Annotated in this window: 15 protein-coding genes and 3 tRNA genes; 5 read left to right on the top strand and 13 right to left on the bottom strand. The window is 65.2% G+C overall.

Going from position 1 to position 19,323, the window contains the following annotated elements; all coding sequences use genetic code 11:
• Nucleotides 1–129 precede the first annotated feature (129 nt).
• Complete coding sequence (locus tag DEIPR_RS07335) at nt 130–1,368, top strand: N-acetylmuramoyl-L-alanine amidase family protein (RefSeq protein ID WP_013615200.1); 1,239 nt, start codon at nt 130–132, stop codon at nt 1,366–1,368.
• A gap of 91 nt (nt 1,369–1,459) precedes the next feature.
• Here DEIPR_RS07335 and DEIPR_RS07330 read toward each other — a convergent pair whose 3' ends face one another.
• The gene (locus DEIPR_RS07330) at nt 1,460–2,752 is read right to left on the bottom strand and encodes an MFS transporter (protein ID WP_013615199.1); all 1,293 of its coding nucleotides are present in this window, start codon (nt 2,750–2,752) and stop codon (nt 1,460–1,462) included.
• Between the two features lie 295 nt (nt 2,753–3,047).
• Here DEIPR_RS07330 and DEIPR_RS07325 point away from each other — a divergent pair, with 295 nt between their 5' ends.
• Nucleotides 3,048–4,097 (top strand): peptidylprolyl isomerase, encoded by a 1,050-nt coding sequence (locus tag DEIPR_RS07325; protein ID WP_013615198.1) that lies wholly within the window; start codon nt 3,048–3,050, stop codon nt 4,095–4,097.
• A gap of 39 nt (nt 4,098–4,136) precedes the next feature.
• On the opposite strand, the gene DEIPR_RS07320 is transcribed toward DEIPR_RS07325, so the two are convergent.
• The 7 genes from DEIPR_RS07320 to rpsP form a co-directional block, all read right to left on the bottom strand.
• Nucleotides 4,137–4,985 (bottom strand): DNA/RNA non-specific endonuclease, encoded by an 849-nt coding sequence (locus DEIPR_RS07320; protein ID WP_013615197.1) that lies wholly within the window; start codon nt 4,983–4,985, stop codon nt 4,137–4,139.
• A gap of 47 nt (nt 4,986–5,032) precedes the next feature.
• On the bottom strand, nt 5,033–6,190 hold the full coding sequence (locus tag DEIPR_RS07315; RefSeq protein WP_013615196.1) for an acyl-CoA dehydrogenase: 1,158 nt from the start codon (nt 6,188–6,190) through the stop codon (nt 5,033–5,035).
• Nucleotides 6,191–6,233: 43 nt separating this feature from the next.
• Nucleotides 6,234–6,512, bottom strand: coding sequence for a hypothetical protein (locus tag DEIPR_RS07310; protein ID WP_041222719.1), 279 nt, complete (start codon nt 6,510–6,512; stop codon nt 6,234–6,236).
• Nucleotides 6,513–6,520: 8 nt separating this feature from the next.
• Nucleotides 6,521–8,266 (bottom strand): VanW family protein, encoded by a 1,746-nt coding sequence (locus tag DEIPR_RS07305; protein ID WP_013615194.1) that lies wholly within the window; start codon nt 8,264–8,266, stop codon nt 6,521–6,523.
• A 155-nt stretch (nt 8,267–8,421) separates the two neighbouring features.
• Nucleotides 8,422–9,513, bottom strand: a complete 1,092-nt coding sequence (locus DEIPR_RS07300; protein ID WP_013615193.1) for a phosphohydrolase — start codon at nt 9,511–9,513, stop codon at nt 8,422–8,424.
• Nucleotides 9,513–10,310, bottom strand: coding sequence for an enoyl-CoA hydratase-related protein (locus tag DEIPR_RS07295; RefSeq protein WP_013615192.1), 798 nt, complete (start codon nt 10,308–10,310; stop codon nt 9,513–9,515). The genes DEIPR_RS07300 and DEIPR_RS07295 overlap by 1 nt, the downstream gene beginning before the upstream one ends.
• Nucleotides 10,311–10,507: 197 nt before the next feature.
• The gene (gene rpsP, locus DEIPR_RS07290; protein ID WP_013615191.1) at nt 10,508–10,756 is read right to left on the bottom strand and encodes a 30S ribosomal protein S16; all 249 of its coding nucleotides are present in this window, start codon (nt 10,754–10,756) and stop codon (nt 10,508–10,510) included.
• 241 nt (nt 10,757–10,997) lie between these two features.
• Between rpsP and DEIPR_RS07285 the strand changes: the two genes are divergently transcribed.
• The gene (locus DEIPR_RS07285; protein WP_013615190.1) at nt 10,998–12,830 is read left to right on the top strand and encodes a 30S ribosomal protein S1; all 1,833 of its coding nucleotides are present in this window, start codon (nt 10,998–11,000) and stop codon (nt 12,828–12,830) included.
• 202 nt (nt 12,831–13,032) lie between these two features.
• On the opposite strand, the gene rpmE is transcribed toward DEIPR_RS07285, so the two are convergent.
• The 5 genes from rpmE to DEIPR_RS07260 all read right to left on the bottom strand — a co-directional run bounded on the left by rpmE (nt 13,033) and on the right by DEIPR_RS07260 (nt 15,072).
• Nucleotides 13,033–13,248, bottom strand: a complete 216-nt coding sequence (rpmE, locus tag DEIPR_RS07280; RefSeq protein WP_013615189.1) for a 50S ribosomal protein L31 — start codon at nt 13,246–13,248, stop codon at nt 13,033–13,035.
• Between the two features lie 167 nt (nt 13,249–13,415).
• On the bottom strand, nt 13,416–14,633 hold the full coding sequence (tuf, locus tag DEIPR_RS07275) for an elongation factor Tu (RefSeq protein WP_013614171.1): 1,218 nt from the start codon (nt 14,631–14,633) through the stop codon (nt 13,416–13,418).
• Between the two features lie 148 nt (nt 14,634–14,781).
• Nucleotides 14,782–14,856 (bottom strand) — tRNA-Thr (locus tag DEIPR_RS07270).
• 21 nt (nt 14,857–14,877) lie between these two features.
• A tRNA-Tyr gene (locus DEIPR_RS07265) sits at nt 14,878–14,963 on the bottom strand.
• Between the two features lie 33 nt (nt 14,964–14,996).
• A tRNA-Thr gene (locus DEIPR_RS07260) sits at nt 14,997–15,072 on the bottom strand.
• A gap of 411 nt (nt 15,073–15,483) precedes the next feature.
• Between DEIPR_RS07260 and DEIPR_RS07255 the strand changes: the two genes are divergently transcribed.
• Together DEIPR_RS07255 and DEIPR_RS07250 are read left to right on the top strand one after the other, a co-directional pair.
• Nucleotides 15,484–17,379, top strand: coding sequence for an ABC transporter ATP-binding protein (locus tag DEIPR_RS07255; protein WP_013615188.1), 1,896 nt, complete (start codon nt 15,484–15,486; stop codon nt 17,377–17,379).
• Nucleotides 17,376–19,241 (top strand): ABC transporter ATP-binding protein, encoded by a 1,866-nt coding sequence (locus DEIPR_RS07250; RefSeq protein ID WP_013615187.1) that lies wholly within the window; start codon nt 17,376–17,378, stop codon nt 19,239–19,241. Before DEIPR_RS07255 ends, DEIPR_RS07250 begins: the two co-directional genes overlap by 4 nt.
• Nucleotides 19,242–19,323 lie beyond the last annotated feature (82 nt).

Below are 19,323 nucleotides of genomic sequence, written 5' to 3'. Positions count from 1 at the left end.
TGGAGCCACGAATGTTGGAGATAGAGAAACCGGAACTACAGATGCTGAACACACGGATTCCCTGCGGCCAACCCCCCCTTGCGGGCACCTGGCAGGGTTCTGTCAGGCGTGACTCCTACACTGGGGGCGATGGGGAGGCTGGGGAGGAGAGGGCTACGGAGGCGCGGGGCGCTGCTGGCAGCACTGGGGCTGGCACTGGCTTCCCCGGCTGTCGCCACCGCGCCGCTGGCAGTGCCTCCAGTTGCTCCCTCACGGCCTGCAGTGCAGCTCGAGCTGGAGCTGCGGCAGGCCGCCGGACAGAGCCGGGTGTTCGTGACCTTGCCGGCCGGCACCCCGCCTTTCCCCCCACAGCTGACTGTGCAGGGGCGGGAAGCCTGGCTGGAGCTGCCGTTCGAGTTTGTGCCGCTCCGGGGGGAGCTGGGTCCCGAGCTGCCTGCCTACACCGCCCAGGGCCGCCGCCTGAACCTCACGCTGGGGCCGGGGGTAAGCGACATACGGGCGCAGTTCTGGCCGGCGGTGGGTGGCTGGCCACCGGGGCTGCTGCTGGAACTGTTGCCAGAGCGGACGTCTGCAACTGCGCCTCAGCCTGCGGCGGTGGTCCCTGTTGCCCTTCCGGCCCCCACGCCTACACCTGTGCCCAAGCCTGCCGCCACGCCTACCCCTGGCCGCCCCGCTGGCCCGGTGCAGGCCCGCATCGTGCTGGACCCTGGACACGGCGGCATCGATCCTGGCATGACCAGCCGCTGGCTGCGCGAGGCGGATGTGAATCTGGATGTGGCCCTGCGTGCCGCCCGCGCCCTGGAAGCGCACGGAGTCGCCGTAACCCTCACCCGCCGCTCCGACAATCATCTGCACACAGACAAGGGCACTGACCTGAACCTGCGCTCGCGCATGGCGACTGCGGGGCAAGTCAGCGCTTTCGTCAGTATTCACGTCAATGCGTCTACCAGTTCCGCCGCGCAGGGCATCGAGACCTACTATTTCGGGCAGCCGCTGCCGGGGCAAGGCCGCAGCTTGGCCGTGCGTGAGAACGGCGGCGGCAGCGTGGGCGAAGCGCTGACCTTCCAGGCCGCCCGCTCGGCACAGGGCGTGCTGGGCGACCTGCTCTCGCAGGCCAAGCTGAGCTTCTCGCGCCGGCTGGCCGGACTGGTGCAGGCCGAGCTGGTGGCCGCGACCGGCGCCCAGAACCGTGGCGTGAAGACCGACGCCTTTTATGTGATTCGCAGCCCCACCACCCCGGCCATCCTGACCGAACTGGGCTTCGGGTCCAGCCCCGCCGAAGGCCCGCGCCTCGCCTCGGCCGAGTACCGTCAGCGCCAGGCCGAGGCCATCGCGCGGGCAGTGCTGCGGTTTTTGAATGCTCGCTGAGAGGCTGACGGGGTAGGGGAGATGTTCCCGCCCCGCTAGGCAGCGTGAGAATGCACCCGGCCCTCAGGCAGCGGGGGAATGCACCCGCTCGTTAGGCAGTGTGAGGATGCACCCGCTCCGGCACCCGCCGCACCAGCAGCAGGCCAGCCACGAAAAATACGGCAGCCAGCCCGAACACCGCCGTATAGCCTCCAGTGCCGCCGCCCCGGTTGAGCGTATCGAGCAGGGTGCCCATCGGCAGGCTGACGAACTGCGGCGCCACGAAGGCCACGTGCCAGATGCCCATATCGCGTGCAAAGCTGCTTTTGCTGGGCATGGCGTCGCTGCCCAGGGCCCAGTCCACGCTGGTAAAGGCCCCGAAGCCCAAGCCGAACAGCGCGGCGATGCCCAGGGCCAGCGTGTAGCTGCCGTTCAGAATCAGCAGCACAGCGGCCAGCGCCATCAGGCCGCCGGCCAGGTAAATCACCGGCTTGCGGCCCAGGCGGTCGCTCAGCCGTCCGCCCAGCAGCGCACTGAAGATGCTGGCGATGATAATGGCCGCCAGCATCACCGAAGTGCTCTGGTCGGGGTTGGCCTGGCGCAGCACGTCGCGGTTGTAGTAGTTCAAGAAGGGCTGCACCGAATACTGCCCGAGTGCAAACAGCACCCGTGTCCAGAACACCCAGAAAAAGGGCTGGTACGCGAACAGTTCGCGCAGGCTCAGGGCGCGTGCTTGTGCGGCGCCCGCTGCGGCCTGGCCCGCCTGGTCTGCCCCGGCCACACCGCGCAGGGTAATCAGGGCCGGCACGGTCAGCACAGCCGCAATCAGCAGGTAATTGGCGGCAGGCGGCAGGTGCAGCGCCGCGACCGCGAAGGTGGCCGCCGCTGCCAGCAGCTGCCCCACTGCCTGCAGGGTTGCCATCACGCCGGAATAGTGCCCACGCTGCTCAGGCGGCACCAGCTGCGGAATCAGCGCCGAGTAGGGGGCGGTGGCGTAGTTGTTCCCGAACTGCACCAGCAGAAAACCCAGCACGAAGACCGCGAAGCCGCCCGCGCCGCTCAGTCCGGCCACGGCTCCGCCCATTACCCCCAGACCCAGCAGGTTTACCGCCAACCCCCGGCGCAGGTAGGGCAGCCGCTGCCCACTGCGGTCGCTCTGCGCTCCCACGATAGGCGGCAGCACCAGGGCCACCAACGCCCCAACCGCGGTCAGTACACCCAGCCAGGTGCCTTTGGCGCCCTCGCCCATGAACTGCACCACGCCTGCCGGCATGGCAATCAGCAGCAGCACCAGCCAGTGAAAGGCTGTGCCGAACCAGAAGGCGGACAGCACGGCTGGAGGGGGCGGGGCCGTCAGAAGGGCTGGTGCCGGAGCCGGCGCAGCGGGGGGCAGGTTGTGGGGCATCTGGTGTCCGAGTATAGAGGTGCCTGTGTATGGAAGTGCCTGTGTATGAAAGTGCCTGTGCATGGAAGTGGCTGGGCCCGGAGTGTCCGTCTGCTGGCCCGGACATATGCCGATGTGCCGCAGGGATGGTGCTGGCCCGGCCGAACAGTGGGAGAGCAGGATGGAATCAGGCAAAGCCCCGGGCCACATGGAAGCCTCTTAGACGGTTTGGCCGGAGAGGCCTCCATGTGGCCCGATGCTCTACAGTGGACCCATGACGGCTTGTTGCAGGAGGCGCGGGGGTGGTGCAGGGCCCATGCTGCTGGCGCTGCTGGCGCTGGGTGCACTGGCGCAGCCGGCCCAGGCTCAGGGAAGCGGTGTACAGCCGACCGGCCCCCAGCCGGTCTCTGCCTCGGGTGCTCAGGCCACTGCCGATAGTGGCCAGCCGGAGAACGACCTGCTGGCCATTATCGGCAGCGGCCCCGGTGCGCTGCGGGTGACCCGCGCCGACTTCGACCGCGCTTTTCGCCTGGCGGTGGGCGAGGTTCTCAACCGCCAGGGGCTGCCGCTGCGGGACGACCTGCTCACATCTTTCGCTCCGTCGCGCAGCCAGTTCTTTGAACAGTTCATTCACGATAAGCAGGTGGAATACCTCGCCCGTCAGGCCCTGCCGGAATTCACCTATCAGGGGCCGCCCCGCATCGGCGTGCATTCCTTCGCGCAGCCGCAGGGCTACGCCGACTATCTGACCGGCGCCGGCTACCGTGACGAGGCCGACTATCTGTCCGAAATGGCCCGCCGGGCCCTGCTGGACGCTTACCGCAGCGAACTGCGTACCCGCTTCACCTTTAGCGACGCGGCGGTCGAAAGCTACTACGCTCTGAACCGGCACAGCTTCGTGCAGCGCGAGGAAGCCTGTGCCCGGCACATTCTGGTCACCAGCGAGGTCCAGGCCCGTGACCTGCGCGTGGCCCTGCTGGCCGGGGCCGATTTTGCCCTGCTGGCCCGCTCGCAGAGCCGCGACCCCGGCAGCGCTTCACGCGGGGGCGAGCTGGGCTGCCTGGCGCCCGGCGAGACGGTGGCTGCCTTTGAGGCGACACTGTTCGGCGCGGCGCTGGGTACGCCGCAGGTGGTCCAGACCGACCACGGCTGGCACGTGGTTGAAGTGACCGAACGCCACGCCGCCGGGGTGATTCCCCCCGAGCAGGCAGCGCCGCAGGTACGCAGTGCCCTGGCCCGCAGCGCGGCCGCCCGGCTGCTGAACACCCAGCTGCAGCGCGTACCCACGCAACTCTTTCCGGAGCGGGTGCCGGTAGAACCAGGGTCCGGCCCCGGTCCCCTGCTGGAGCCGACTGACAGCAACTGAGCCGTGAGCCGGGGGCGGCCCTTCAAACCCCGCCCTGCCTCAGCCCCCGAACGAGCCACGGCAGAAGCGGCCCTGTTGGTCCAGGGTCACGCTGCCGTCGGGGAACAGGGTCAGGCCGGTCAGGCCTTCGACCATCTGCGGCGTCACCTCGTAGCGCCCAAAGTTGGTGTCGCTGGCCTGGTCCTTGTTGGGAATCACGAAGGCACGGGCGTCCTTGCCCGACACAATCACCTTGAACAGCGCGTCGGGCACTGCCACCCCGCCGCCGATGGTCGCCGGCTTCTTGCCCAGCACCGGCCCGGTCAGCACGAACACGCCGCCGCGGTCTTTGGCACAGGCCCGGACCGCACTTTCCAGCGCCGCCCACACGCCGGTGTTCATGTCGTGGTTTTGCGGCACCATGTTGCTCAGATAAAATGACTCCCGCATGGCCTGCGGGCTGGACTTGAAATCGGCGGCAGGGGCCATGTGGCCACGGTCGTAGCCGCTGCGCCGGTAGTCGTTCAACTCGGCACTTTCGCCCGCCGGCAGGTCGGGGTCGGGTGCGAAGTCGTCCTGGCGCTGCACGTCGCCGCTGAACTCGGTGGGTGCCAGGTATTCGCCCACCACACGGGGCACGCGGTGCTGGGGGTCATACAGCGCCGCATACTCCTGGCGGCACAGCAGCCGGGTCTGGTTACCTGTCAGCGTAGGAATGCCTCCGCGCCACTCGTCGCGGCACTGCCCCGCGTCCCCATAAGCCCCAGGGACGCTCTCGCCGGGAGGGGTGGGCAGGTTCGGCAGGTTCAGGTCTTCGCCGCAGCCCCACAGCGCCGCCGCGCCGGCCAGAAGCAGGCCGAGCAGGGAGAGGGTGGCTTGGTTGAGTCCGGCCTGCCGCTTGCGGGTCATGAGGGCCGCATTGTAGCCGCTTTCCTGCTTCCATTGGCTGGCCGCCTTCAGCGGGTCAGTTCGCTCAGCACTGCACGGCCAATCACCAGCTGCTGAATTTCGCTGGTTCCCTCGTAAATTTCGGTGATTTTGGCGTCGCGGTACAGCTTTTCCACCGGGTATTCGGCGCTGTAGCCGTTGCCGCCGAAAATCTGCACGGCGTCACGGGTCACGTCCACCGCCGCCTCGCTGCCCAGCAGCTTGGCCATGCTGGCTTCCTTGGAAAAAGGCTGGCCCTGGTCTTTGAGCCAGGCGGCTTTGAGGCCTACCAGCCGGGCCGCTTCCAGCTGCGTGGCCATCCGCGCCAGCTTGAAGCTCACGGCCTGATGAGCCGCGATAGGCTTGCCGAACTGCTCGCGCTCGGCAGCGTAGCGGGCAGCGTGCTCCAGCGCTGCCTGGGCAATTCCTACGCCCAGCATCCCAATGCCGATGCGGCCCGCGTCCAGGCTGGACAGCGCCACGATTAGTCCCTGGCCCTCTTCGCCAATCATGGCGCTGGCCGGCACCCGCACGCCCTCAAAGGTCACGGCCGTGGTGTGCGCTGCGTGCTGGCCCATCTTCTCCTCGGGGCGCCCGAAGCTCAGGCCAGGTGTGCCGGCTTCCACCACGAAGCAGCTCACGCCGCGTGCTCCTTCGCCGCCGGTGCGGGCCATCACCATGTACAGGTCCGCGTGCCCGCCCGACGTAATCCAGGCTTTGGAGCCGCTGATCAGCCAGTCGTCGCCGTCGCGCACGGCGCGGGTCTTCAGGCTGGCGGCGTCGCTGCCCGCCTGCGGCTCGGTCAGGCAAAAGGCCCCCAGCTTTTCCCCGCTGGCCAGCGGCCGCAAGAAACGCTCTCGCTGCTCGTCGGTGCCGTAGTTCAGAATCATCTGTTCAGGCAGGCCGTTTTGCACGCTCACGATGACTGCCACGCTGGGGTCGGCGGCGGCAATCTCGGCCAGACACAGCGCGTAGGTCACGCTGTCCAGGCCAGCGCCACCCCACTGTTCAGGCACGGTGGCGCCCAACAGGCCCAGCTCGGCCAAGCCGCGCAGCTGCGGCTCCGGCCACCGGTGCTCGCGGTCGTATTCGCGGGCCAGCGGTGCAATCTCGCTGCGGCAGAAATCGCGCACGTGCTGCACAATCAGGCGGCCCTCATCGTCCAGGGCAAAGTTCATTTGTGGCATGGCATTCAGGCTAGCAGACCGCCCACGCGGCGGTGGTCCCGCCCTATCCCGCAGGGGTGTCCAGCTCGGCAGTCAGCGCCGCTTCTATCCCTTTGCCGCGCCAGCCGGGGGCCACCGAAGTTGCTGTCCCGTCCCCGGTCCGCAGCGCCGCGCCAATCACGCTGCCGCCTGCAATGGCCAGGGCCGCCGCCTCCACCTGCGCCAGGTCGGTATCCGGCAGCAGCTGGCCGGCCGCTTTGGCCAGTGCAGGGGCCAGCGGCAGGGGAGGGCGGGTGACCCGCACGCGGGCAGGCAGGGTGGCCCCGCTTCCCCCTCCATTCACGGTCCCACTCACTGGGCCGGCCCCCGCTCAATGGTGCCGGGCCAGGGTTCGTAGCGGGTGTCCAGCCGCTCAGTGCGGGTGCCTTTCGCATCCTTGATGGTGCGGTTGATGTACAGGTACAGGCCTGGGCGCGACCCTTCCACAAAGCGCTGCTGCCCAGGAGCCAGGCTGGAATTCACCACGTAGCGCGGAGCTGGAGCCGGCAGCTGCGCCGTAATAACCGCGTCACTCACCGTGACCTGCCGCTCCGGTTTCTTGCCCCACAGCTCTACCGTCAGGCGGCTGCGGGCATTGTCGTTCACGGTCCGCACCACCAGCGGCGCACCGGTGTCGTTCTTCATCACCAGGTCCAGGCCGGGGTCGTACACCGCCGCCTCAAAGCCGGTCTGCGGCTCGTAGTAGGGCACCCGGTAAGAGTGCTGGTTGCGCTCTACTACCGGCAGGCCAGCGTTGTACAGGCTGCGGAAGGCCGTGGTGGACACCTGACATACTCCGCCTCCCAGGCCGTCTACCGTCTGTCCACCGGAAATAATCAGCCCGCTCACGAAGCCGTCCTCAGCCGTGATGCCGCCAATCGCCTGCAGGAAGCTGAAGTTCTCGCCGGCCGGCACCACGTAGCCGTCCAGCTTCTGCGCCGCCACCCGCACGTTTTCTCGCCGCGCCTCGCTGCTGCCTTCGTAGGTGCTCTCGCCGCTCGCCACCAGTTCCAGCCCGGCCGGGTCGGGCAGGTCGGCCACCGTAAAGCCCGGCTCGGTCCGCTGCGTCGGCCACACCGACTCGGTCGCTGCGGGATCGAGAACGTTCTGCTCGAACACCTGCCGCGCCTCTTCGCGCTGCACCTCGTGACCGCTGCGGCCTTCGCGCGGCACCCAGTCTTTGCCGCTGGCCACATAGCGTGCCGGTGTGGCCGGGCGGTCTACCTGTGCCAGCAAACCCTTAAAGGTTGCTTCGATGGCGTCCGGGTCGGGCTTGATACCGTCGCGGGTGGCCCAGTACAGGTTGGCGACCTGCCGCGCGGTGAGAGTAACGGCCGTGTCCGAATCCTGAAGGCGGACGGTCAGGGGCCGAATCAGCGCGTTGCCCTTGTCTGCCTGCACTTTCAGCCGGGCAGGCGAGTACGCCGACGTCACCGCCTGGAAGGCCACGTTTAGCTCGGTGGCCTCCGGGTGCGCGGCGAACTGCTGGGCGGCGGCTTTGGCATTGGCCTGCTTGCCCTCGCGCCCCCCCTTCACCACATAGCGGTAGGCTTTTTCATCGAACTTGATTTCACCGTCCTGGGGGGTCACGCCCAGCGGGGCCGTCAACCGCGCGAGTCTGGCGGCGGCCTGCGCCTCGTCTACCCGCACCGGCACGCTGAAGTCGGCCGGCTGCCCCTGCCCGGTCAGCCCCTGCAGGCGCTGCGTCCAGCCCCGGCTGGCGGTGTAGGCCTGTGCCTGCTCCAGTGCGGCGGCCGTGTCGCGCTGCCAGCCCAGTTCGGCCGCGCTCAGCTGCCAGCTTTTGCCTCCAGCGCGGACCGTCATCTGCGGCGCGGCTGGCAGGTCACGGCTGAGCCGGGCCTGCGCTTCCTCCTGGCTCAGCCCCCCCACATCCACGCCCCCGATACGGACGCCGGGCGCCAGACCGCTGCCGCTTTGGCCCAGGCTGAGGGCCAGGGCGCTGCCCAGCAGGGCCGTCAGCGCAGCGGTGCCCCACAGCCAGGGACCGGGGCGGCGTGGGGAAGAAGAACGGCTTTCTGGAGCAGCATTCACGGGCATCGCTGCAGTCTAACAATCTGCTCAGCATTTGCGGTGAAAGGGGGCTGCCGACTGGGAATGTGGTGCCGATAACTGGTGCCGATTGGGAAGTGACGGCGTGATGGAGCCGCCCCAGGCAGAGTGGGTCCCCCGCACCTGAGCGCGGGGGGCACGGTTCAGGGCTCCGGTACCGGAGCCGTGTCGGCCTGGGCCTCGGCGGCCTCGGCAGCAGAGTTGTCCACGTCCACGGCCACCTTTTCGCCGCCTTCCAAGTCCACCACGAACTGGCTGCCTTCCAGGCGCACTCGGGTCAGAATCTGCTTGTCGCCGCTGGGCCGGGTGGCGGCGTGCAGCTCAATGTATTCACGCAGTGGGGTGTTGATGACCTTGGAGGCCAGCACCTCCTCCACCTGAAAGATTCCGCCCGAGTTGTTCATGGTCACGCTGATGCGGACCGGGCGCGTTTCGCCGGGCTCGATCACCACCTGGTCCACGGCCAGGGCGCTGATGGAGTGGATGTCCACGCTGCCCATCTTGAACGCCTTGCGCCCACGTCCTTTGGTGATGTCGGTGCCGTCGGCCACCGCCGTGATGCCGCCCTCAATGGTCAGCGGCGGCGGGTTCAGGTCGTGGCAGTTGATGGCACCCAGGATGAACGAGCGCACCTTGATGCGTTTGAAGGTATCCCCATACAGCGGCGTCATGATGCGGTCCAGAATCGGCAGGGCCAGATTGACCCCGTGCATTTCGTGCCCGGCGCGGTGCACCTGGTTGCCGATGTCGTGCAGCATGGTGCCCAGGATGACCGTCAGCAGTACGTCGTCCGCGTCCCCGATTCCGCTTTCGATCAGGTCGGGTTTTACGCCGGCGTCCAGCAGCAGGTGCGCAATAGTGATGCCCGCTGCCCCGGTGATAAAGGCGTGAACCCGGCCGTGGTCGTTGTAGCCCAGCTTCCGCATGGTGATGTAGTTCGCCATGTCCCAGTGGGCCAGCGCTTCCGGGTCGCTTTGGAGGGCCTCAAAGGCAGCCAGCGCCCGTGGGTACTCGCTCAGGTCCGAGCGAATTGAGGCCTGCGCTGCTTCAATCAGCTTGGCCCTGGGCGTGGTGAAGTGCAGCTGCGATTCCAGCCCCTCTTTCTGGAGGCTGGCAACCGACTCTCCCGGTTGCACACCGCCCATCTCCTGGGGTGTACCGCCCAGCACGTCCAGGCGGAAGGTCCCCTGGGTGCCGCGGCAACGCTGCCCGGACTGCTCTGCCTGCTCCGCCATCACTCGCCTTTGAATTCGGGACGGCGCTTGTCCAGAAAAGCGCGGGTGCCCTCGGCAAAATCGCTGGTCGCCACGGCCATGCCGAACAGGTCGGCCTCAATTTCCATACCTTCCTCCACGCTGAGATGGGCGCCGCGGCGCACCGCTTCCTTGATCAGCGCCAGCGAGATGGGTGCATTGCGCATCATCTGCTCGGCCACCTCACGGGCCTTGCTCAGCGGCTCGTCAGACACGTAGTTCACCAGGCCCATGGCCAGGGCCTCCTCAGCGCCCACCTGCCGGCCGGTGAGCAGCAGGTCTAGGGCGCGCCCGCTGCCGATCAGGCGCGGCAGGCGCTGTGTGCCACCGAATCCGGGAATCACCCCCAGGCCCGCTTCGGGCAGACCCAGGCGGGCGTGTGGAGAGGCTACGCGGATGTCACACGCCAGCGCCAGCTCTAGGCCGCCGCCCAGTGCGAAGCCCTGAATGCAGGCGATGGTAGGCAGTGGCAAGTTGCTCAGCGACTGCATCACTTCCTGGCCGCCCAGCGACAGCTCACGGCCCGAGTAGACGTTGTTCATCTCGCTCAGCTCGCTGATGTCGGCTCCGGCCACAAACGCCTTCTCACCCGCACCGGTCAGAATCAGAGCGCTGATGTCGGCGTTCTCGGCAATCAAGTCCACTGCTTGCCCGATTTCGGCCAGGGTATCGGTGTTCAGGGCATTCAGTGCCTTGGGACGGTTGATGGTGAGCACCGCCAGCGGGCCGTGCTGGTCCAGTTGCAGGTTGGAGAATTCCAGTTCGTCGAAGAGGGTCATGCCTCTATAGTGGCACGCCCCGCGAGGCAGGCGAAATGGGCGCCGGACTGTGACAGCCCTCAGAAAAAGGCGGAGCCTGGACAGCGCCAAGTATCTGGAGCCAGGTATCCGGGAACCTCAAAGAAAAAAGGACTGCTCAGATGAACAGTCCTCTTCCGGTGGCACTCGGCTATACCAGAGCGCCGCCTCTGGCCCGCTTAGCGGACGCGCACACCCTGCGACTTCAGCAGTCGGCGGGCGGTGGCGGTGGGCTGGGCGCCCTGTGCCAGCCAGTGCTGGGCGCGCTCTACATCCACCTTCAGGAAGTTCTCGGACTTCTTGCGGGGGTCGTAGTGGCCCAGGCTCTCGATGTAACCACCGTCGCGGGGACGGCGGGCGTCGGCAACGACGATGCGGTAGTGGGGGTTATGGGCCGAACCAAAGCGGGACAAACGAATCTTAACCATAGTGATGCCTCAAGGGTGTGGATTTGAGGGTTGTCCGCCTGTTAGGGAACGGACGTATGCGCCTTACCAGCAGCCACGCAAAAAGCGCACCGCAGGAGTGTAGCAAAGAGGCGCCGGGGCCTGCAAGGGTGCTAGGGCTGCCTGAGCGCCTTTTTCTCTTGCCCCGGCCTATGTGCAGATGCTAGGCTGAGGTGTTGCCGCGCCAAGACGCGCAGGCTATATCCAGGAGGATTAGGAGTTCATGGAAGATAAGACCCAGACCCCCGCCCAGGAAGGCGGGATGATTCAGCCCGATCAGGGCACCGAGACCGCGACCCAGAGTGATGTGCAGCAGGAGCAGGCCCAGCCGGCTCAGCCTCAGGCTGCCCAGACCGAGGAGCGCGACTACCCCGAAATGACCATGGAAGACGTGCTGGCGAGCGAAGCTCAGGAGCCCCAGAACGTCAACCGTGGCGACATCGTCGACGGCACCGTGGTGTTTATCGGTTCCGAAGGCATTGCCGTGGATATCGGCGCCAAGGTGGAGGGCATCGTGCCCCTGACCCAGCTGGGCGACGAGCCGATGACCGCCGAGGAAGCCCAGGCCCAGTACAAGCCCGGCGATTCCATCACCACCTACGTGGTGCGTGTGGATACCAACACCGGCCAGATTGTCCTCTCCAAGAAGCGTGCTGACCAGAACAAGGGCTGGCGCGTGCTGGAGAAGATGCAGGAAGAAGGCCAGACCTTCGAGGTTGAGGTGCTGGAAAAAGTCCGTGGTGGCCTGGTGGCTCAGGTAGAAGGCATCCGTGCCTTCCTGCCCGCCAGTCAGGTGGACACCCGCCGGGTGAACGACCTGGACCCCTACGTCGGCAAGCCTCTGCAGGTGCAGCTGATTGAGCTGAACCGCAAGCGCAACCGCGTCATCATCAGCCACCGCTCCATCCTGGACGCCCAGAAGGAACAGGCCAAGCAGGAAACCATGACTCACCTGGAGTCCGGCGCCGAGTTTGAAGGCACCGTGGTGGAAATCACCGACTTCGGTGTATTCGTGAACCTGGGCGGCATTGACGGTCTGGTGCACCGCAGCGAGCTGACCTACGGCCGTTTCAACCACCCCCGTGAAGTTGTGGCTGTGGGCGACAAGGTTAAGGTGCAGGTCATTGACGTGGACGAGAGCCGCGAGCGCATCAACCTGAGCATGAAGTCCCTGACCAACGACCCCTGGGAAGGTGCCATGGAGCGCTACAGCATCGGCCAGCGTGTCAAGGGTAAGGTCACCAACCTGACCAACTTCGGTGCTTTCGTGGAACTGGAGCCTGGCCTGGAAGGTCTGGTCCACGTCAGTGAAATGAGCTGGACCAAGCGCGTGCGTCACCCCAACGAAGTGCTGACCGAGGGTGAGGAAGCCGAAGCTGTCATCCTGCGGATGGACCCGGTGGAGCGCCGTATCAGCCTGGGTATTCGTCAGACCACGGATGATCCCTGGAGCGCCCTGCCTGACCGCTACCCCCCTGGCACCCCAGTCAAGGGCCAGGTGACTGGTCTGACCGACTTCGGTGTGTTCATGGAAATTGAAGAGGGTATTGAGGGCCTGATTCACATCAGCGAGCTGGACATCCAGCGTGTGAATAACCCTGCTGACCTGTTCAAGAAGGGTGACGAAATCGAAGCTGTCATCCTGAACATTGATCCTGTAGAGCAGCGCGCCAGTCTGTCCCGCCGCCGTGCGCTGGGCGGTGGCCCTGCTCCCCGTGAAGGTGGCAACCGTGACTTCGTTAGCCAGGGTGGCGGCAGCCGCACTGACCGTTATAGCGGTGGCAACAGCCGTGGTGGCCGTGGCGGCGGCCGTGGTGCCGATTACAACTACTCGGCCAAGGACGCCAGCCAGGGCGGCAAGATCAGTACCAAGCTGGGCGATGTCTACGCTGACCTCTTTGCGCAGTTCGGCATGAGCTCCGACAGCGCCGATAAGGCTGACACCAGCAAAGCTGCAGAAAAGACCGCAGGCATTCCTGATGCTCAGTCCCCTGAGATGAGCGCCGGCGAAGCCGTGGCCCTGACTGAAGGCTACGACAACGAAACCCAGAGCTAAAGCTTAGACACTCAGTGGAAGAGGAGGGCAGGCCTGTTAGGGCTGCCCTCCTCTTTTGGAAACTCAACTGCATCTTTGCTGAGCTGCCGCTGTCTCGCTCCCGAGGTATAGAGATATATGCCTGTAGCCCGGCTGAGACGCGAGAGTAACCAGAGGAAAAGGGGGAGGCTTAAGCCTCCCCCTCTGAACGTTGTATCTCCGCTTAGCTGCGCTTGCGGTAGCTGTCGCCGAAGCGCTTGGAGAACTTCTCTACACGGCCTTCGGTGTCAACAAAGCGCTCTTCGCCGGTCCAGAAGGGGTGAGAGCCGCTCCACACGTCCACGTGGATTTCGGGGCGGGTAGACAGGGTTTCCATGACAACCTGGCCCTGATAGATGATTTTGCAGGGAACGGCTTTGGGGTGCAGATCTTTCTTCATAAGGTTCCTCCTTGACCACGTCAGGTGCGTAGTCATGAACCTGAAAATTATACACACTAGTGCCTCCCCGGTTCAAGGTCAAGGCCAAGCGGAGAGGAGAACGGGAAAGCTGGCTGGGAATACTCCCAGCCAGCTCCGGTCAGTTTTCTGCAGCGCTTAAGCTGAAGTTACTTGATGACCTTGGTCACAACGCCGGCGCCGACGGTACGGCCACCTTCGCGGATGGCGAAGCGCAGGCCTTCTTCCATGGCGATCGGCTTGATCAGTTCCACGGTGAACTCGACGTTATCGCCGGGCATCACCATTTCCACGCCTTCTTTCAGCTCCACCACACCGGTCACGTCCGTGGTCCGGAAGTAGAACTGGGGACGGTAGCCACCGAAGAACGCGCTGTGACGTCCACCTTCGTCCTTGCTCAGCACGTACACGCTGGCTTCGAACTGGGTGTGGGGGGTGATGCTGCCGGGCTTCGCCAGCACCTGACCACGTTCCACGTCGTCACGGCTCACGCCACGCAGCAGCACGCCCACGTTGTCGCCCGCCATACCGCTGTCCAGCAGCTTGCGGTGCATTTCCACGCCGGTCACGGTGGTCTTCTTGGTGTCGGTCAGACCCACGATTTCCACTTCGTCGCCCACCTTCACGATGCCGCGTTCCACGCGGCCGGTCGCCACAGTACCGCGGCCGGTGATGGTGAACACGTCTTCGACGGGCATCAGGAAAGCCTTGTCGGTGTCGCGCTCAGGGGTGGGGATGTAGGAGTCGATGGCGTCCAGCAGTTCCCAGATGCGGTCGACCCACTCGTCCTGACCGCGGGCGGTCTTGGGGTTGGCCTGCAGGGCTTCGAGGGCCTTGAGGGCGCTGCCCTTAACGATGGGCAGATCGTCACCGGGGAACTCGTAGTTGCTGAGCAGTTCGCGGACTTCCATCTCGACCAGCTCGAGCAGTTCTTCGTCGTCAACCATGTCGACCTTGTTCATGAACACGACGATGTAGGGCACACCGACCTGACGGGCGAGCAGGATGTGCTCGCGGGTCTGGGGCATGGGGCCGTCAGCGGAGCTGACGACCAGGATAGCGCCGTCCATCTGGGCTGCGCCGGTGATCATGTTCTTGACGTAGTCGGCGTGACCGGGGCAGTCCACGTGGGAGTAGTGGCGGCCTTCGGTGTTGTATTCAACGTGGCTGGTGTTGATGGTGATACCACGGGCCTTTTCTTCGGGGGCCTTGTCGATCTGGTCGTAAGCCAGGGTTTCGACGGTGTCGTCCATCGCAGCAGCGGTGAAGGTAATGGCCGCGGTCAGGGTGGTCTTGCCGTGGTCAACGTGTCCGATGGTGCCCACGTTCACGTGGGGCTTGGTGCGTTCAAACGTACCTTTTGCCATAAGTTCCTCCTGGATTCTTTACCCGCGTACGGGTAAGCCTTACTAGAATACACAACCTCTGCTCCTAAGAACACCGGCCGTGCCAACTTGACCCGCCTGCGCAGTATGACCAAAAAAAGTGACTTGCTTTCTAGGGCAAGTCACGGTCTGGAGCTCCTGGTCGGAATTGAACCGACGACCTCTCCCTTACCAAGGGAGTGCTCTACCTCTGAGCTACAGGAGCGAAATACACCTCTGAGTGTGGTGGTGGGCAGGGGCGGATTCGAACCGCCGTACTCTTACGAGAACAGATTTACAGTCTGTCGCCTTTAACCACTCGGCCACCTACCCAATCGCGCTATGTTGTTCGGCTCTGGTTTTGTGTGGAGCCACCCAGGAGAATCGAACTCCCAACCTTCCGATTACAAGTCGGGTGCTCTACCAGTTGAGCTAGGGTGGCGTTCCCATTATCAACCTAGCAACCCGGTCTGGAACCGAGTGGTTTCCCAGGTCGGAAGCGCCTTTTCCCTTTTCGTGGGCCTCGCTCACTTCCGGATGGAGATAGTAACACCGGTACCAGGCCGTGTCAACACTCATGGTTCAGGGCGGCGGTTTGCTGTTGCCGGTACACATTCAGAGCGGTGGCACTGTTGCTGGCCTAGCCAAGCTTGCGCCGGATGAAGTCAGGACCCCGGGGCTGCATGGGGGCGGGCCTGCAAGTGTGCGGGCAAAGGCACGGACGTGATGGGATACAAGGACTAGACTAAGCCACTTGAGCCTGCGCCGGATGGACCTTTGGGCAAGCACAGAGGCAGGCGACAACAGCACGAAAACCTCGTGGCCGCACTGGCGGCCCGGCAAGGGAGCATGGATGGACCGAAATCTCAGCACACTATGGGCTTATCTTTACCGGCACCGCCGTCAGTACCTGATTGGAATCCTTGCGGTGACCGTTTCCAATGCAGCGGCACTGCTGCCCTTTTACTTTATCCGCCTGATCATCGATGGGCTGAATGCACGGGTACAGGCGGGTGCCCTGGCCGGGATTACCCTCGGGCAGATTGGCTGGTACGCCCTGGACATCGTGCTCTCGGCACTGGTATCGGGGGCGCTGATGCTGATCATGCGCCGGCAAATTATCGTGGCCTCTCGCGAGATTGAGTATGAGGTTCGCCGTGACCTGTTCGCTCACCTTCAGACGCTGGACAAGGCCTACTTTGACCGTTCACGCACGGGCGACCTGATGAACCGCCTGACCGGCGACCTGGGGTCGGTGCGTGAGCTGCTGGGATTCGGCGCTTGGCAGATCGTGAATATCGCGGCCTCCTTCACTGCCAGCCTGGCAGTGATGTTCTCCCTGAGCTGGCAGCTGACTCTGGTGGTGGTGGGTGTGCTGCCGGTCATCGTGGGGGCGCTGTACGTGCTGGCCCGTATGATTCATGCCCGGCATACCCATGTGCAGGAGCAAAACAGCCTGATTGCCGCCAAGGCCCAGGAGAACTTCAGCGGGGCGCGGGTGGTGAAGGGCTATGCGATGGAGGAGCGCGAGCTGGAAAGTTACCGTGCTCTGAACCTGGAGTTGCTGCGCCGCAATATCGCTCTGACCAAGGTGGACGGTCCGCTGCGGTCCTTTGCCACGCTGCTGCTGGGGCTGGCTTTCGGGCTGGTGCTGCTGGTAGGTGGGCGGCAGATTTTGCAGGGAAACGGCGACTTCACGGTGGGCATGTTCGTGCAGTTCGTGGGCACGCTGGACCGCCTGGCCTGGCCGATGCTGATGGCCGGGTGGATCACCTCCGTCACCCAGCGGGGGCTGGCCTCGTGGCGGCGATTGGTGGAGCTGTTCGATGCCCGCCCAGAGGTGGCCCGCGTACCCGCTGAAGCAGCTGCGCCTGCGCCGGTCGCGGGCGCGGTGGACCTGAAAGGCGTCACCCTGCGCTACGGGGACACTGAGGTGCTGCAGGACATCAACCTGCACGTTCCTGCAGGGACGTTTCTGGGCATCACCGGGCCTACCGGCAGCGGTAAGACCAGCCTGGCGAACCTGCTGACACGGCTGGTGGACCCCAGCGAGGGCCGAGTAGAGCTGGACGGCCGCGACCTGCGGGCCATCCCTACCCGGCAACTGCGGGACGCGGTGGGTGTGGTGCCGCAAGAACCGTTCCTGTTCAGCGACACGCTGGCCAACAACATCACTTTTGGGCTGGAACGCGAGGACCTGCCTACCATCCCCACCGGAGTCAGCGTGCTTGACGTGCCCGCCCCACCGCTGATTCCGCAGCGGCCCGAGGAAGGCCGCGTGCAGCGTGCCGCCGAGCTGGCTGGGCTGAGCGGCGACGTGGAACACTTCCCGGAGGGTTACGGCACCTTGCTGGGCGAACGCGGTGTGACGCTCAGTGGTGGTCAGCGGCAGCGCACCGCGATTGCCCGGGCCATCGCCCGTGAGCCACGCGTGCTGATTCTGGACGACAGCCTGAGTGCGGTAGATACCGAAACCGAGCGGCGCATCATCGAGGGGCTGCGCGAGGTCAGCCGGGACCGCACCATCATTCTGATTGCCCACCGCGTCAGCACGCTGCGCCACGCCGACACCATTGCCGTGCTGGACGAGGGCCGGCTGGTCGAGCGGGGCAGCCACGAGGAGCTGCTGGCGCTGGGCGGTCACTATGCCGAGCTGGACCGCTTGCAGAGCCTGAGCAGCGATGTAGAGCGTGAGGACGAGGACCCTGCCCCAGCGCCGGCCCTCACTTCCGCAGGAGGAACCGCATGACCCGTCCCGAAAAGCTGAAGCCGGAGACCCAGGACCTGGACTTCGAGCTGGTCCGCCGCATTCTGCGCTACGTCCGGCCTTACGGTGCGCTGGCCGTGGGCGCGGTGGTGCTCACGCTGGTGCATTCGCTGATTCAGCCGCAGTTCGCCCTGATTCAGAAGCATGCCATCGACGCCTATCTGGTGCCCTTCGAGCATGACCGGAGCCTGGATGCGGAGGCGCTTTACCAGGGCCTGCTGACGGTGGCACTCGGCTACATGGGCCTGCGCTTGCTGGATTTCGCCGTGCAGTACGCCTCTACCGTTGCTATCGGCTATCTGGGACAGAACGTGCTGCGCGATATCCGCGCCGACGTGTTCGGCAAGCTGCAAAGGCTGCAGCTGTCCTACTTTGACCGCAACCCGGTGGGCCGCCTGATTACCCGCGTGACCAGCGATGTGGACGCCATCAACCAGTTCATCACCGGCGGGCTGGTCAGCCTGATCAACTCGGTGTTTCTGATTGTCACCTATGTCTGGATCATGCTGCGGGTGGACTGGCGGCTGAGCCTGATCAGCTTTACGGTGCTGCCGCTGATGTACTGGGCCACCAACTTTTTTCGGGGCAAGATGCGTGAAGCGTTTCGCCGCACCCGGCTGGAGCAGGCCGTGGTGAACACCCAGCTGAACGAGAATATTTCCGGAGCCATGACGGTGCAGCTGTTCGGGCGCGAGGCCCGCTCGGCGCTGGACTTCGACCATGCCAACCGCAGCCTGCTGGCCGCCCATGTCAACTCGGTGCAGTGGTTCTCGCTGTTCATGCCGACGGTCGCGCTGCTTGGACAACTTGCAGTGGCGCTGGTGGTGTACTTTGCGGCCCGTTTTCTGTTGCAGGACCAGGCCGCTGGCGTGGTGGCCGGGGTCACGGTGGGCACCATCTTCGCTTTTGTGCAGTTCACGCAGCAGCTGTTCCAGCCGATTCAGGACCTGGCCGACGTGTTCAACAACTTGCAGGCGGCGATGGCCTCCAGCGAACGTATTTTCGAGGTGCTGGACGAGGAGGAGGAAATCACCGACCGCCCGGACGCCATCACGCTGGGCCAGCTGGAAGGCCGGGTAGACCTGGAGAACGTCTGGTTCGCCTATGACCCGGATGTCACGGCCGACACCCCGGACGACGACCCCCGCTGGATTTTGCGTGGTGTGGACCTGCACATCCGGCCCGGTGAGAGTGTGGCGCTGGTGGGAGCGACCGGCGCCGGCAAAACCAGTGTGACTGCTCTGGTCAGCCGCTTCTACGACGTGCAGCGCGGAGCGGTCAAGGTGGACGGACACGACGTGCGCGACCTGAAGCAGCACGACCTGCGCCGGCATGTGGGCGTGGTCCTGCAAGACGTCTTCCTGTTTGCGGGGACCATCGCTTCCAATCTGTCGCTGGGTAACCCGGACGTGACTCAGGCACAGATTGAGGAAGCCTGCCGCTACGTGGGTGTCCACGACTACGTGATGAGCTTGCCGCAGGGCTACCAAACCGAGGTGCGTGAACGCGGCGCCGGCCTCAGCACCGGCCAGAAGCAGCTGCTGGCCTTTGCCCGGGCACTGCTGCAGAATCCCGACATCATTCTGGTGCTGGACGAAGCGACCGCCAACGTAGATACCGAAACCGAGCTCAGGATTCAGGCCGCGCTGGAACGGGTGATGCAGGGCCGCACCTCCATCATCATTGCGCACCGCTTGAGCACCATCGAAGGCTGTGACCGCATCGTGGTGATGCGCCGGGGCCGCATTGTGGAGCAGGGCAGCCACCGCGAACTGCTGGAACAGGGCGGTTACTACTCGCGGCTTCAGCAGCTGCAGTATTCGGGTCAGCGCCGCTCGGCTTGACGGCTGCGGTGCCGGGGCAGGAGTCGGACCGCTGCCCCGGCACCTGACCCGCGCCGCCGGGCCCTACTCTGGGCGCCACGTC

The organism is Deinococcus proteolyticus MRP (assembly GCF_000190555.1).
Classification (GTDB): Bacteria; Deinococcota; Deinococci; order Deinococcales; family Deinococcaceae; genus Deinococcus; species Deinococcus proteolyticus.
Note: the sequence above shows the minus strand (reverse complement) of the source record. Positions and strands in the feature narration are given on the sequence as shown.